Genomic DNA, 13,582 nt, shown 5'->3' on the forward strand with positions numbered 1-13,582 from the left:
AAATTATGCCCTCGTCATGTCCCGATGGTTTTCCGAGACCCGGTACCCCAGGCCCTCTATGTACTGCGCCAAGGCGTGGGTCATGGCCACCGAACGATGCTTCCCGCCGGTGCAGCCGATGGCCACCACCACCATGCTCTTCCCTTCCTCCACAAACTGGGGAAGGAGAAACGACACCATGTCTTCCATCTTCTCCAAGAACTCGTGGCTTTGGGAAAACTGGAACACATAATCCCGAACCCCTTCATCCAATCCTGTGTGGGGGCGCAAGTTCTCTACGTAAAAGGGGTTGGGCAAAAAGCGCACATCGAATACCATATCCGCCTCCATGGGCAGCCCGTACTTAAACCCAAAGGATGTGACACAGACGTTGAGCTCACTGTCCTTTTTCCGACCGGGATACACCAGTTCCAGCACCCGATCCCGCAGCTTCCGGGTAGACATGGCGTCGGTCTGGAGCACAATATCCGCCCGGTTGCGCACCGGCTCCATCACCTTCCGCTCCGCTTCCACGGCGCCAGCCAACGTCCCCATTTCATCCATCAGGGGATGGCTGCGCCGGGTCTCCTTGTAGCGCTTGATGATGGTCTCATCCTCCGCCTCTACAAACAGAATCTCATAGGGCGTTTTCATGTGATCCAACGTGTCCAGCGCCTCAAACAGGCCTTGGACAAAGCTGCTGCCTCCCCGGATATCACACACCACAGCAGCTCGCTGATGTTCCCCGTTTCCCATCTGGCTCAGCTCGGCAAACTTGGGAATCAGGGCGGGCGGCAAATTATCCACGCAGAAATAACCGCTGTCCTCCAAAATGGACATCACGGTGGACTTTCCAGCCCCCGACAACCCGGACACAATAAAAAGCTGCATATGTGTTTCCTCCTTACTTTACGTATTTCACCTCAGGCTCCAGTTCCACTCCCGTGGCCTGGAACACCCGCTCCCGGATCTGATCCATCAGACGCAGAACATCCGAGCAAGTAGCTCCTCCTGCGTTGACCACAAATCCGGCGTGTTTCTCCGAAACCATGGCGCCTCCCACACGCAGGCCCTTAAGCCCACACTGGTCGATGAGCGCCGCGGCAAAATGCCCCTCTGGCCGTTTAAAGGTGGAGCCTGCACTGGGATATTCCAGCGGCTGCTTCTCTCGCCGCTTGGCAGCCAGGTCCCGCATGGTCTCCCGAATGGCGTCCGGCTGGCCCGGCTGCAAGCGCAGTTTGGCCCACAACACCAGGTGCTTCCCGTCACTGAATGCAGAGTGGCGGTAACGGAACTGGCACCGCTGTGCCTCCCACTCCTCCACCTCGCCGCTGGGAAGTAGAACCCCCACCTTGGTAACCACTTGTACCATCTCGCCGCCATAGGCACCGGCGTTCATGGTCACACCACCACCCAGGCTGCCAGGAATCCCGTGGGCAAATTCCAGCCCTGTCAACCCCGCCTCTGCGGCGCGAGTGGCCAGTTGAGACAACAAAATGCCACTCTGGGCCGTCACTTCACTTCCTTGAATCTGGCACTTGGAATATTGAGGCACCGTCTTGACCACAAAAGCATTCACGCCTTGGTCATCTACCAGCAGATTGGAGCCGTTGCCCACCACAACAGTGGGCACTTCCAGTTCCCGGGCCAGCTTCACCGCCTCCACCAGTTCTTCCGTTTCCCTGGGACAGGCCATCAACGCCGCCGGTCCGCCCACCCGAAAGGTGGTGTGGCGGCTCATAGGCTCACCGGGGCGCAATTCCAACTCCGGCATCCGCTGTTCCAGCTGCTGTTGCAGCATTTGTATCTGATTCATATGCAAACCCTCCGGCTTGTGACACGCAAAATAGAAATATGTATGAGGTCATAAAGACTCTAGTGTATTATAGCAGACTTTGCCGCAAAAAAAAAGTGTCCTCCTACAGAAAGGGAGAGGGGCGTTGTGTGGCAACGCCCCTCCCAGGATGGGTCAGCAACAGGGTTTGCAGTTTTTCGCCTCTTGATATCCTTCCGGAGGAGAGACGGTGTTGGGTGGGAAAAACTCCTCCGTGGGGAACTGCACCTTGCGGAACAGCGCACAGGGGTCCTCCTCATTTCCACCGGTGCACTCCTTGCTGGGAATGCAGTAGTCATAGGCGGGAATGAGCAGCTGGCTATCCCGCTCCAGACGAATCATAGAGAACTGCCCCAGGGTCACATATACCCGCTTCCCCTCACTGCCCATGGACAGCTCACCGGGGAAGCAAGAGGTGATGCAGCTGGGAATGTCGCTGGGATCGCAGCAGCCACAACCGCAACAACTGCTGTCGCAGCTCTCCACCAGCTTCATGCTGAGAATGATGGGATCCACAGCCTCCACTATGGCGATCAAACCGGCAGGTGTCGCAGCAACACCTTTACTCCCCCTGCCCCATTCACCGTGATTCGCTCCACCAACTTGGCCATGTCCGCGCGATTCCACCCCTGCCACACCATGGCCTGGGCCACCCGTTGGGCAAGGTCATGGTCATCCGGCATCTCCCCCAAGGGCTGCAATGCTTCCATCCGTTTCATGATGTCTCCACGCTTCTGCAAATAGTCCTCCAAGGTCATGGCATCTTTGGCATAGAGCTCGGCATAGCGCGCCGCCTTCCGCTCCAGTCTCTGTCGTTCCTCCTGGGCTGTCCACGCCCCCGGTTGTGTTTGCCTGAGCCGCTGCTCTAGCTCCTGGGCAATCTGATTCGGGTGTACAATATGGGCGCTGACATAGGCTGCAATCTCCTCTAGCAGCTGTGCCTCCTCGATTTTTGTGCGATTGTCGCACTGTCCCTCCTCGTTTCCGGAGCACTTCCAATAAACTCTGGTCTTGGCATAGGTATAGCTTTTTCGACAAAAGCTTCTGCCGCACTCCTGGCAGACCATCAAGCCGCTAAACAGGTGCCGACCGCTGTACCGGGTGCCTCCCTGCCCCCGCTGCCGCTGTTTCCGCTGCTGCTGGGCCTGCTGAAACTGTTCTTCTGTGACGATGGACCACTGGGGACGGGGATGGTGAAGCTGCTCCTGGGCAGGAAGTTTTTTCTGTTTGCCGGTTAAGTAGTTTTCTACTTCATATTTGTGGTTGATGTGGTGCCCACAGTAAATAGGGTTGGTCAATATGCGGTGGACCGCCGACGGGGTCCACGCACACCCCAATTTGGTGGCATATCCTTGGTGATTGAGCTGCTGGGCGATGCTACGACACCCTAACCCCTGGGCCAAATACCACTCATACACCAGACGTACCACATGCCCTTCCTCAGGGTTGATGCGCAAGGTAAAGTTGTCCACCCGGTCATATCCATAAATGCGCTGAGGTACCCGCCCCTTCTGGGCGTTCAGCTTTTTCCCAAACTTCACCCGCTTACTGAGATTGGCGCTCTCCTCCTGGGCCAGCGCTCCAAATACGGTGAGGACAAACTCAGATTCTCCCAAACTATCCATATTTGCGGTGAGAAATCGGGTGTTGACTCCCAGTTCTTTTAGCCTTCGGACACTTTGGAGAAAGTCCACGGTGTTGCGGGCAAATCGGGAAATATCTTTGACCACCACCACGTCAAACCGGTCCTGCTCTGCATCCCGCATCAGCGCCTGAAACTGTTCTCTTCGCTGCAATCGTGTTCCTGACGTGCCCTCATCGGCGTAAATCCCCACCAACTCATCCCCATGTAGGCGAGCATAGGATTGGAAGAATTCTTTTTGATGGGCCAAGCTGTCCAGCTGCTCTTCTTTGGATGTAGATACGCGGCAATAGGCTGCAAGCCTCACGTCAATCCCCCCTTATAAAAAGAAAGAGAAGGCTCTCCTTCTCTTTCCCGTCTATATGCTGTTTTGGCACAGTTTTTCCATCAAAATCTGCTTCCAAAGTTGCTCCAGTTGGTCCCGCTGATTGGGGTCTACCATTTCAATGCGTACCAAGGGTTTCATGGCCCCACCTCCCATACATCGTATGTATAGCGTGGGCAACTATGCAAAAAAGATGTGCCGCAAAGCATCTACTCTGCGGCACATCTCAACCGATACGTATGGAATTACAGGCTTCCGTGCACCACTTCGCCGTGGAACACAACGGCCTTCAAGTTCAGCTCCTGATCCAGAACCACCACGTTGGCGTCCTTGCCCACATCCAAGCTACCCACACGGTCATAGATACCGATGGACTTGGCGGAGTTGACAGCGGCAGCCATCACCGCATCCTCCAGAGGGATACCGAAGGAGACAGCGGTCTTCATGCAGTTCATCAGGTCAGTAACAGAACCAGCCAGGGTACCGTCAGCCAGCTCGGCCCGGTTTCCCTTGACGAAAACAGCCTGTCCGCCCAAAGTGTACTCACCATCGGGCATGCCAGCAGCGCGCATGGTATCGCTGACCAGCACCATCCGATCCCGGCCCATCATACGGAAGGTGGCCCGGATCACGGCGGGGTGCACATGCACGCCGTCACAGATGATCTCCACGAAGGCATCCTTGCTGTCAGCAGCGGCACCAATCACACCGGGGTCGCGGTGGGCAAAGGGAGGCATGGCGTTATAGAGGTGGGTGACATGGTTGGCACCAGCCTCAAAAGCAGCCATAGCAATGTCGTAGTTGGCGGTGGTGTGGGCCAAGCTCACGGACACCTCGTCCTTCACCTCACGGATGAAGTCCATAGCGCCCTCCAGCTCGGGAGCCACAGAGACCAGCTTCACCAGACCCTGAGAGCACTCCTCCAGGCGGCGCAGCAACTCCACATCAGGGTTGCGCAGCCAAGCGCCATTCTGAGCGCCCTTCTTGGCAGCAGCCAGGAAGGGGCCTTCCAGGTGGATGCCCACCAGCTCAGCGCCGGGCACCTGATTGGCGCGGTGCTGGGCAGCGGTGGTACACACCTTCTCCAGCTGCTCCGCGGCCAAAGTCATGCCAGCGGGGCAAATCTGGGTCACGCCGCGGGACAGCTCATAAGCGGCCATATCCGCCAGACCCTGAGCGTCTGCATCGGAGACGTCAGCGCCTACGCAACCGTGGAAATGGACATCGGTGAGGCCGGGGATGACATAGCATCCAGACACGTCCACCACGTTGTCCTGACAATTCTCTACAATCTTTCCACCCTCCAGGCATACGTCCTTGCTTACAAAGCCAGCCTGGGGATCAAAGACTTGTCCGCCCGTGAGTCTCACAGGCATCCCTCCTTACGCAGAACGGAGAAGGCAGCCTCGTCGCCCACCACAGTCACATTGGGGTGCAGCTGGAGCAGAGAGGCGGGAACACGGGGAGTGATGGGGCCAAAGAAAGCCTTGTGGACGATCTCAGCCTTGTCCTCACCGCTGACCACCACAACCACGCTGCGAGCCTGGAGAATGGCGGCCATGCCCATGGTCAGAGCCTGACGGGGCACGTCGGCCTCAGAGGCAAAGAAACGCTTGTTGGCGTCAATGGTGCTCTGAGCCAGCTCCACCACGTGAGTGGGGCCCACGAACTCGTCGGCGGGCTCGTTAAAGCCGATGTGACCATTGTGGCCCATGCCCAGCAGCTGCAGGTCGATGCCGCCCAGCTCACGGATGTGAGCATCGTAAGCAGCACACTCAGCGTCAGCATCCTCAGCCTTACCGTTGGGGACGCTGGTGTTTGCCACGTCGATATCCACATGGTTGAAGAGGTTGTTCTGCATGAAGTAGCGGTAGCTCTGGTCGTGATCGCCAGACAGGCCCTTGTACTCATCCAGGTTGACGGAACGAACCTGAGCGAAGGACAGGTCGCCCTTGTTGTACCACTCGATCAACTGCTTATAGGTCCCAATGGGGGTGGAACCGGTGGCCAGACCCAGGACACAGTTGGGCTTGACGATGACTTGTGCAGAGATGAGATTTGCAGCCTGACGGCTCATGGCCGTGTAGTCCGCGCAGGAAATGAATCTCATAATGAAAACCTCCTAAAAATACAATCCGACTTCCAAGCATGCAGGCAGATCGCCATCCTCCATCCTCAGAATATCGCTTCCCCTATTTCTTGCCCTACCCACAAGCATGGCAAGCTGGGTTACTTCTATCATAGCTTTGAATCCCTAAAATAGCAATAGATTTTCACAAACTTTTTTCCAAATCCTATTGGATTTCAGGTATTCGCCATTTTTTACCTATATTCAGAGCCTCAAGCGACACCTCCAACCTGCCTATTTGTACACAACAGTCTCCACCACTGCAACCGGCAGGTTGCTGCTCTCCAGGGCCTGACTGTCCAAGCTGCCCATAGAGGCGTTGGATGCAAACACTTTGGCCGAGCCCTCGCTGCCAAACAGGATGGCCCGCTTGTCAAACACAGCAAGCCCGCACACAGACACGGGGCGGGATGCCCCCACAAAGGCATCCGCCGTGATCCGATAGAAATAGCGCACATCTACGGTGTAGAACCCCCGGTGAAACCCCATAGGTTCCACATCAATGTAGGCATACAGCAGCTCTGCCTTCCCTGCTTTCAGGCTAATGGCCCGATCAATGACGGCCTGGGAACTGGCCGTGGGGTACAAGCGCAAATCCTCTACGCAGTCCTTATCTCGACAGCTGTCGTAAATCTTTCTGGTGTGAATGCACACGGCCTCGCGAATCCCTGCGGTATCGCAAACGGGGCCGGGCTCAATCAATTCAGCCATAGATCTTTACCTCCCGATGGTTGATGGGAACAAGAAAAGAGACGTCTCCTTTCTTCCATTCCCATTGTATGACCACCGGAAAAAAGGGTGCAAAAACCCCCTTGTCCACAGGGTTTGTGACAAGGGGGTTTAATGTTATCGGGGCTGACGCAGAGCAATTTCGTGGCGCTTGGGGCCGGTGGAAACAATGGTGATGGGCACACCAATGTGGGACTCCAGGAACTTCACATAGCCCTTGGCCTGCTCGGGCAGGGCATCGAAATCCGTGATGCCACGCACATCGCACTTCCAGCCGGGCAGGGTCTCAAAGACCGGCTTAGCCCGCATCAAGCTGGGAGTGGTGGGGAAGTTGGTGGTCACCTGTCCGTCGATCTCATAGCCCACGCACACCTTGATCTCATCCAGATAGCCCAGCACGTCCAGACAGGTCAATGCCACCTGGGTGGCACCCTGCACCATGCAGCCGTACTTGGTGGCCACAGCGTCGAACCAGCCCACACGACGGGGACGTCCGGTGGTGGCACCAAACTCACCCTTGTCTCCGCCACGGCGGCGCAGCTCGTCTCCCTCTTCCCCGGTCACTTCGCTGACAAAGGGTTCGGTGTTGGAACCAACGCTGGAAGAATAGGCCTTGGTGACACAGATAACGTCTTTAATGGCCGTGGGGGGCACAGCAGCACCCACGCAGCCAAAGCCAGCCAAGGTGTGAGACGACGTGGTCATGGGGAAGATACCCAGATCCGGATCCTTCATAGAACCCAGCTGACCCTCCAGCAGCACTGTCTTGCCCTGGGCCAGAGCCTCGTGGACAAAGGTCACGGCATCGCCCACATAGGGGCGAATCATCTCCCGGCACTCCAGCAGCTGCTGGAACAGCGTCTCTACATCCAGAGCAGGCTTGTGATACAGGTGCTGGAACATCACGTTCTTCAGCTCCACCGCCCGGGTCAGGCGGTCGCGCAGACGCTCCTCATCGAAGAGGTCGCAGACTTGAATGCCAATCTTGGCATACTTGTCCGAATAGAAGGGAGCAATACCGCTCTTGGTGGAGCCAAAAGCCTTTCCACCCAGGCGCTCCTCCTCATAGGTATCCTGAAGCACGTGGTAGGGCATGAGCAGCTGAGCACGCTCGGAAATGATCAGCTTAGGCGCGGGCACGCCCTGATCGGTGATAGACTTGAGCTCCTCCACCAGCTTCACCACGTCCAAAGCCACACCGTTGCCGATGATGTTGGTCACGTGGGGGTAGAAAATGCCCGAGGGCAGAATGTGGAGAGCGAACCGTCCAAAATCATTGATAATGGTATGACCGGCATTGGCACCGCCCTGAAAACGGATGACCACATCGGAAGTCTCCGCCAACATGTCGGTGATCTTACCTTTTCCTTCGTCGCCCCAGTTGGCGCCTACGATTGCTTTAACCATAATTACCTCCGCTGCGCGGGATTCGCAACCATCAATATGGATTTGCCTTATCCGCACGGCATTATGTTTGTATTATAATATGATATCCCGTCCTGTGCAAGGGTTTTCCCGTTTTTCTATTTCTTATATTTTCGCTCTCCACCCTGTTACCTCTTTACTTTCTTGAAGCGCGATGGTATGATATATATAAACCACCGCACTACTATAACTTACAGAAACGGAGGCAGCACTATGCAGAAAAATAACTCTGAGAATGCTGAAATGCTGTATCAGGCCATTTTGTCCCTCTCTTCCCCTGAAGAGTGCAAGGCGTTTTTCCAAGACTTGTGCACGGTGGCTGAACTGCGAGCTATGGCACAGCGCTTGGAAGTCGCTGTTTTACTGGACAGTGGCATGATTTACAATGATATTCTGGAACGCACCGGAGCATCCAGTGCTACCATCAGCCGGGTCAACCGTGCCCTGCAATATGGCGCAGACGGGTACAAAACCGTACTGCCCCGCCTGAAGTAACTCTATGGAGCAATATACCACTCTGGCGGAATACTACGATCGGCTCACTGGCGACGTGGGGTATTCCCGCTGGGCGGACTATGTGGAACGGCATTTCCGCCGCCTGAAGCGTCCTGTGCGCTCGGTGGCGGAATTGGCCTGTGGCACTGGCTCTCTCACCTCCATCCTGGCTTCCCGAGGCTACCAGATGACGGCCGTGGATCTCTCTGCGGACATGCTGAGCGTAGCGGCCCAAAAGTGTCAGGATCAGGAGGTTCTTTTTCTGTGTCAGGACATGGCACAGTTCACCCTGTTAGAGCCGGTGGACGCGGTCATCTGCTGCTTGGACAGCGTCAACTATGTTACCCGCCCCCAGCGCCTGCGTCGCGCTTTTTCCCGGGTCTATCAACATCTGGCGCCCGGCGGTCTCTTCCTCTTCGACGCCAAGACGCCTCTGGCCTTTGAGCAGGCCGACGGTCAAACCTATCTGGACGAGGACGAATCTCTTATGTGCGTGTGGCGAGCGGATTATGAGCCACGCCGCCGAATCTGCGGCTATGGTATCGATCTGTTTACCCTTCGTCCGGATGGTGCCTGGAATCGGGAGAGCGAATACCACGAGGAGTTTGCCTACACCCCTGAGGAACTTCATGAGTTTCTGGACCAAGCAGGCTTTACCTCTATTAAAATCTATGATAATTTGAAGATGCGCGCTCCCAAAGAGGATAGCGAGCGCATATTCTTCGCTGCTCGAAAGGATTAAAACATTTTATGGATCAACTTGTACGTGTGATTGCCAAAGACGCCCCCATCAAAGCTACGGCTCTGTCCGCCACTGAACTGGTGGAGCGGGCCCGCGCCATCCATGACACCTGGCCGGTGGCCACGGCTGCCTTGGGTCGACTGCTCATGGGTGCTTCTATGATGGGTAACATGTTAAAGAACGAGGACGGCTCGGTGACCCTCCGCATTCGCGGCGGCGGCCCTCTGGGCTCTGTAACCGCTGTATCCGACAGTCAGGGCAATGTCCGTGGCTATGTGGCCAACCCGGCTGTGGATGTCCCCCGCAAGGCCCATGCCAAACTGGATGTGGGCGCTGCTGTGGGCTGCGACGGTGAACTCACCGTTATCAAGGACATTGGAATGCGTGAGCCTTATGTAGGCTCGGTACAGCTGGTGGGCGGCGAGATCGCTGAGGACATTGCTGCCTACTTCGTGGAAAGCGAGCAGATCCCCACCGCCTGCGCCCTGGGTGTGCTCATCGCTCCGGACCAGACAGTTCAAGCTGCCGGCGGCTATCTCATTCAGCTCCTCCCTGGCGCCGACGATGCCGTCATCTCCGCTGTAGAGCGTGGCATTGCCAAAGTGGGTGCAGTGAGCGCCAAATTGGATCAGGGCATCAGCCCCTTGGATCTGCAGCACGAAGTGCTGGGCGAGTTTGAGCTGGAGGTACTGGAGACTACCCCAGTGGAATACCGCTGTCAATGCTCCCGAGAGCGGGTTTCTCGCGCCCTTATCAGCATGGGAAAAGATGAATTGGAATCCCTCATTGCAGAACAGGGCTCCGCAGAACTCACCTGTCAATTCTGCGATAAAGTGTATCATTTTACCGAGGATGACCTAAAACAGCTACTTTTGGAGGCAACTTCATAATTTTCAAAAAAACTTGAAAAAAGGTGTTGACATTTCCCCCAGTGCTTGCTATAATAACCAACGTCGTCTGACGAACGACAGCGCCGAGCAAGGCGCAAGCAACTGGGGAGCATAGCTCAGCTGGGAGAGCACTTGCCTTACAAGCAAGGGGTCACAGGTTCGAGCCCTGTTGTTCCCACCAAGACATTCTAGCTGGAATGTCAACACATGTGGCGCGGTAGTTCAGTTGGTTAGAACGCCGGCCTGTCACGCCGGAGGTCGAGGGTTCAAGTCCCTTCCGCGTCGCCACTTTTATGCCTCTGTAGCTCAGTTGGTAGAGCAGTGGACTGAAAATCCACGTGTCGCTGGTTCGATTCCGGCCGGAGGCACCATTTGCGAGTGTAGCTCATCTGGTAGAGCGCCACCTTGCCAAGGTGGAGGTAGCGAGTTCGAGCCTCGTCACTCGCTCCACTTAAAATAGAAGCGGATCTTCCACTTCTATTTTAAGTGGAGGGTGCATACCATAAAAGTGTCTCTGGCGCCATAGCCAAGTGGTAAGGCAAGGGTCTGCAAAATCCTGATGCCCCAGTTCGAATCTGGGTGGCGCCTCCATATCGCCGCAAGTGTCGAGGCGCTTGCGGCGATTTTTCTTTTCCCTCTTCCCTGTTATGTGCCCCTAAAAATCATCCGGGTGTGGCGAAGCTTGGTATCGCGCTTGGTTCGGGTCCAAGAGGCCGCAGGTTCAAATCCTGTCACTCGGACCAAAAATCCGCTGTTTTCTCGAGAAAACAGCGGATTTTTCTTTTGATTTGTGACTGAATTTTGGGCTAAATTTTTCGTTTTTCAGTTTGACCACATAAATACCACAGACAGGTTTTATTTTTGACCACAGGAAGGGTGCTTCTTTTTATAGGGAGTGCCCTTCTTTTGTTTTCTGTGGCGCAGGGTTTGAGGGGGCCACGCCTCACCTTATAAAACCTTTTCGTATTCCAGTTCTCTATCACCGAAGATTTCTCGACACTCCCCCGTAGGGGCAAAGCCGTGCTTCTCATAAAATCCTCTGGCTCTAACATTGTCCTCAAAGACCCAGAGAACAACCTTGTGATACTCTGCCTTTTTCATTTCCTCCATCACCTCAAGGAGCACCTTCGAGCCATACCCCCGGCCTACCCTGTCCTTCAGGCTATGTATGCACACCAGTTCTGCCGTCCCCTCTGGGGCATCCTGACGCTCCCGCCAGGCAGCCATACACTGGGGCTGACCATGCACTAATGCAAGGGTAACCTGAGCCAATCCACGCTCTAAAATCATGGCGTAGAGCCGTTCTGCCTGGGCCTCATCTGTCTGCGCCTCCAAGACCTCCTGGGGAACCATTTTCCCAAGGGCCCAGCTCCAGGACTGGGTATGTATGTAGGCCAGAGCCTTTTCATCTCCTGGCGCAGCTCTTCTGATCACACAGTGTTCCATGCTTTCTCTCCCTCCTTTTTCACCCAGTATACCCACCCCCTATTTTTCTGTCAACATTTCGGAAAACGCTCTGTCCCGATATCCGCCATTCCAGCGAGTAAACCCTTCACATCTTTTCCATAACCTCATCGTAGTATCGGAAATGGAAACGCCAGACCGCTTCCGCATTTGAAAATATAAATTGCTGTCCATAGTCCCGTTGGGCAGCGTTTTTATATAAAGTTTATTTACTTTAGTAAATTTAACGAGTATAATGAACATATCACATGCAATTTAAGGGGTGATATAAATGCGCATTTTTATTTCTCATAGCAGCAAGGACAAAACTCGATATTGTAACGAGGTTGTTGATAAGCTTATAGAAAAATTAGGAAAAGACTCGGTTGTATATGATGCATTGACTTTTGAAGCTGGCGAAAAATCAATTGATGAAATCAATAGAACTCTTGCCTATTCTGATTTATATGTGATTCTCCTCTCAGGTTTTGCTGTTGATAGCAATTGGGTTAAACACGAATTAGGTGAAGCGCATAGAAAACTTGAAGAACATACATTGGACAGGGTATATCCGCTAATTATTGATCCTGAATTGAAATATACGGATGACAGAATCCCTGAGTGGCTTAAAGATTATAATTTGAAATATATCGCTCGTCCAGCAAAAGCTGCTAAGCTAATTATCGAGAGAGCTAAAGATATAAAATGGTCTCGCCATCCTGCATTTCAATATAGAAATACGATCTTTGTTGGAAGAAATGATTTAGTCAATAATTTTGAAACCCGCATAGATGATTTTGACAAACCTCCTATAAATACATTTATCATCAGCGGCCTTCCGAATATTGGACGCAAAAGCTTGGCTCGGCATTGTCTAGTCAAAGGAACTATAATGCCTCCGTATTATGACTTTCCTCAGATATCTTTAAGTTATCAAGAAAGTATTGAAGATTTCATAGTTAAAATTCAGGATCTTGGTTTTACAGAGGGAGACGAACTTCCAAAGATAGCCACAAAAACTTTTACAGAAAAAATAGAGTGTGCAATTGAACTTTCCAAGGAAATATCAAAGCTCTCAGAGATTATTCTTATTAAAGATGATGGATGTCTTTTAGACTATAGAGGAAATATAGCTGACTGGTTTAAAGAAATAATTCTATCCCCCAAATTGTGTTGCCAGATGCTTTTTGTTATCATTACTAGATATAAAACCAATTTTGAATCAATCCGGAATATAAGTTCTGCGTTTTTCCTAAATGTTCCGGAGCTAAACAAATCGGAGAGAAAAGGCCTGTTGCGTCGTTTAGCACAAATAAAGCAACTAGATCTGGACCGAAATAGTCTGGAAACTATTAGTCAACATCTCACGGGTTATCCCGCACAGATTTATTATGCCGTGGATCTGATAAAACATAATGGATACCCGTATTTGCAAAGAAGATATAACCTGTTGGCCGATTATAATTCACAAGAAGTATCGTTACTATTAGAGAAATACAAGGATAACCCCATCGTTTCTAATATTTTGGCTTTATTAAGTAGATACGATGCAATTAGTATTAATATGCTTTATGAGATTTTGAGTGTTACTCCTGGATATAGTGAAGTATATGATACATTGTTCCAAGAATCTTTTTTTGAACTTGAAGGTGTCAACGGAGAGTATGTCAGACTTAATGAAGTAATTAGGAATTATATAGCACGATCTGACTCAAAAATTTTGCCAGCGCACCGAAAGAAAGCACATGAATTGTTTGAAAATATCTTTAGGTCAGTTTACAAGGAACTACACGCAGACCGTGAAACGGGCTGCTGACAACAAACGGCGCTATTATAATGGTCTCATAAATTAAGACACTTTTTCGGACAATTTTTAATGAATCTGATATACTAAAATCAATACGAAAGAGAGGATTCATTACTATGTCCAGACAAAGAAGAAGTTTTAGC

At 52.9% G+C, this 13,582-nt stretch carries 13 protein-coding genes and 6 tRNA genes; 10 read left to right on the forward strand and 9 right to left on the reverse strand.

Going from position 1 to position 13,582, the window contains the following annotated elements; all coding sequences use genetic code 11:
- Positions 1 to 3 precede the first annotated feature (3 nt).
- From rapZ to B5G37_RS08895, 8 genes are all read right to left on the reverse strand, one after another.
- A complete protein-coding gene (rapZ, locus tag B5G37_RS08860) occupies positions 4 to 870 on the reverse strand; it encodes an RNase adapter RapZ (protein ID WP_087256574.1) in 867 nt (288 codons plus the stop codon).
- A 13-nt stretch (positions 871 to 883) separates the two neighbouring features.
- Positions 884 to 1,795, reverse strand: coding sequence for a UDP-N-acetylmuramate dehydrogenase (murB, locus tag B5G37_RS08865; RefSeq protein WP_087256576.1), 912 nt, complete (start codon positions 1,793 to 1,795; stop codon positions 884 to 886).
- Between the two features lie 153 nt (positions 1,796 to 1,948).
- Entirely contained in the window at positions 1,949 to 2,329 is a 381-nt protein-coding gene (locus tag B5G37_RS08870) for a hypothetical protein (RefSeq protein WP_143482906.1), read from the reverse strand.
- Between the two features lie 17 nt (positions 2,330 to 2,346).
- Entirely contained in the window at positions 2,347 to 3,762 is a 1,416-nt protein-coding gene (locus tag B5G37_RS08875) for a recombinase family protein (RefSeq protein ID WP_087256581.1), read from the reverse strand.
- 263 nt (positions 3,763 to 4,025) lie between these two features.
- Positions 4,026 to 5,150: an N-acetylglucosamine-6-phosphate deacetylase gene (nagA, locus tag B5G37_RS08880; RefSeq protein ID WP_087256583.1), complete on the reverse strand. Its 1,125-nt coding sequence runs from the start codon at positions 5,148 to 5,150 to the stop codon at positions 4,026 to 4,028.
- Positions 5,147 to 5,890, reverse strand: a complete 744-nt coding sequence (gene nagB, locus B5G37_RS08885) for a glucosamine-6-phosphate deaminase (protein WP_087256585.1) — start codon at positions 5,888 to 5,890, stop codon at positions 5,147 to 5,149. The genes nagA and nagB overlap by 4 nt, the downstream gene beginning before the upstream one ends.
- Before the next feature lie 252 nt (positions 5,891 to 6,142).
- A complete protein-coding gene (locus B5G37_RS08890; protein ID WP_242962841.1) occupies positions 6,143 to 6,619 on the reverse strand; it encodes a hypothetical protein in 477 nt (158 codons plus the stop codon).
- A gap of 135 nt (positions 6,620 to 6,754) precedes the next feature.
- A complete protein-coding gene (locus tag B5G37_RS08895) occupies positions 6,755 to 8,044 on the reverse strand; it encodes an adenylosuccinate synthase (protein WP_087256587.1) in 1,290 nt (429 codons plus the stop codon).
- A 231-nt stretch (positions 8,045 to 8,275) separates the two neighbouring features.
- Here B5G37_RS08895 and B5G37_RS08900 point away from each other — a divergent pair, with 231 nt between their 5' ends.
- The 9 genes from B5G37_RS08900 (at position 8,276) to B5G37_RS08940 (ending at position 10,932) form a co-directional block, all read left to right on the forward strand.
- The gene (locus tag B5G37_RS08900) at positions 8,276 to 8,557 is read left to right on the forward strand and encodes a YerC/YecD family TrpR-related protein (protein WP_087256589.1); all 282 of its coding nucleotides are present in this window, start codon (positions 8,276 to 8,278) and stop codon (positions 8,555 to 8,557) included.
- A gap of 4 nt (positions 8,558 to 8,561) precedes the next feature.
- Complete coding sequence (locus B5G37_RS08905; RefSeq protein WP_087256591.1) at positions 8,562 to 9,299, forward strand: class I SAM-dependent methyltransferase; 738 nt, start codon at positions 8,562 to 8,564, stop codon at positions 9,297 to 9,299.
- An 8-nt stretch (positions 9,300 to 9,307) separates the two neighbouring features.
- On the forward strand, positions 9,308 to 10,189 hold the full coding sequence (gene hslO, locus B5G37_RS08910) for an Hsp33 family molecular chaperone HslO (RefSeq protein WP_087256593.1): 882 nt from the start codon (positions 9,308 to 9,310) through the stop codon (positions 10,187 to 10,189).
- A 105-nt stretch (positions 10,190 to 10,294) separates the two neighbouring features.
- A tRNA-Val gene (locus tag B5G37_RS08915) sits at positions 10,295 to 10,370 on the forward strand.
- Positions 10,371 to 10,400: 30 nt separating this feature from the next.
- Positions 10,401 to 10,477: transfer RNA gene (locus B5G37_RS08920), tRNA-Asp, on the forward strand.
- Between the two features lie 7 nt (positions 10,478 to 10,484).
- Positions 10,485 to 10,560 (forward strand) — tRNA-Phe (locus tag B5G37_RS08925).
- A gap of 3 nt (positions 10,561 to 10,563) precedes the next feature.
- Positions 10,564 to 10,639, forward strand: a tRNA-Gly gene (locus B5G37_RS08930).
- A gap of 66 nt (positions 10,640 to 10,705) precedes the next feature.
- Positions 10,706 to 10,780 (forward strand) — tRNA-Cys (locus B5G37_RS08935).
- Positions 10,781 to 10,855: 75 nt separating this feature from the next.
- A tRNA-Pro gene (locus B5G37_RS08940) sits at positions 10,856 to 10,932 on the forward strand.
- A gap of 205 nt (positions 10,933 to 11,137) precedes the next feature.
- On the opposite strand, the gene B5G37_RS08945 is transcribed toward B5G37_RS08940, so the two are convergent.
- A complete protein-coding gene (locus B5G37_RS08945) occupies positions 11,138 to 11,635 on the reverse strand; it encodes a GNAT family N-acetyltransferase (protein ID WP_087256596.1) in 498 nt (165 codons plus the stop codon).
- Between the two features lie 289 nt (positions 11,636 to 11,924).
- Between B5G37_RS08945 and B5G37_RS08950 the strand changes: the two genes are divergently transcribed.
- Entirely contained in the window at positions 11,925 to 13,448 is a 1,524-nt protein-coding gene (locus tag B5G37_RS08950; protein WP_087256598.1) for a toll/interleukin-1 receptor domain-containing protein, read from the forward strand.
- Positions 13,449 to 13,582 lie beyond the last annotated feature (134 nt).

Origin of the sequence: Pseudoflavonifractor sp. An85 (assembly GCF_002161235.1) — a bacterium.
Lineage (GTDB): Bacteria > Bacillota > Clostridia > Oscillospirales > Oscillospiraceae > Enterenecus.

Bases quoted from the DNA above. Each gene is read 5' to 3' on its own strand.
- rapZ (WP_087256574.1), bottom strand. From the start codon at position 870: ATGCAGCTTTTTATTGTGTCCGGGTTGTCGGGGGCTGGAAAGTCCACC.
- murB (WP_087256576.1), bottom strand. From the start codon at position 1,795: ATGAATCAGATACAAATGCTGCAACAGCAGCTGGAACAGCGGATGCCG.
- nagB (WP_087256585.1), bottom strand. From the start codon at position 5,890: ATGAGATTCATTTCCTGCGCGGACTACACGGCCATGAGCCGTCAGGCT.
- B5G37_RS08890 (WP_242962841.1), bottom strand. From the start codon at position 6,619: ATGGCTGAATTGATTGAGCCCGGCCCCGTTTGCGATACCGCAGGGATT.
- B5G37_RS08895 (WP_087256587.1), bottom strand. From the start codon at position 8,044: ATGGTTAAAGCAATCGTAGGCGCCAACTGGGGCGACGAAGGAAAAGGT.
- B5G37_RS08900 (WP_087256589.1), top strand. From the start codon at position 8,276: ATGCAGAAAAATAACTCTGAGAATGCTGAAATGCTGTATCAGGCCATT.
- B5G37_RS08905 (WP_087256591.1), top strand. From the start codon at position 8,562: ATGGAGCAATATACCACTCTGGCGGAATACTACGATCGGCTCACTGGC.
- hslO (WP_087256593.1), top strand. From the start codon at position 9,308: ATGGATCAACTTGTACGTGTGATTGCCAAAGACGCCCCCATCAAAGCT.
- B5G37_RS08945 (WP_087256596.1), bottom strand. From the start codon at position 11,635: ATGGAACACTGTGTGATCAGAAGAGCTGCGCCAGGAGATGAAAAGGCT.
- B5G37_RS08950 (WP_087256598.1), top strand. From the start codon at position 11,925: ATGCGCATTTTTATTTCTCATAGCAGCAAGGACAAAACTCGATATTGT.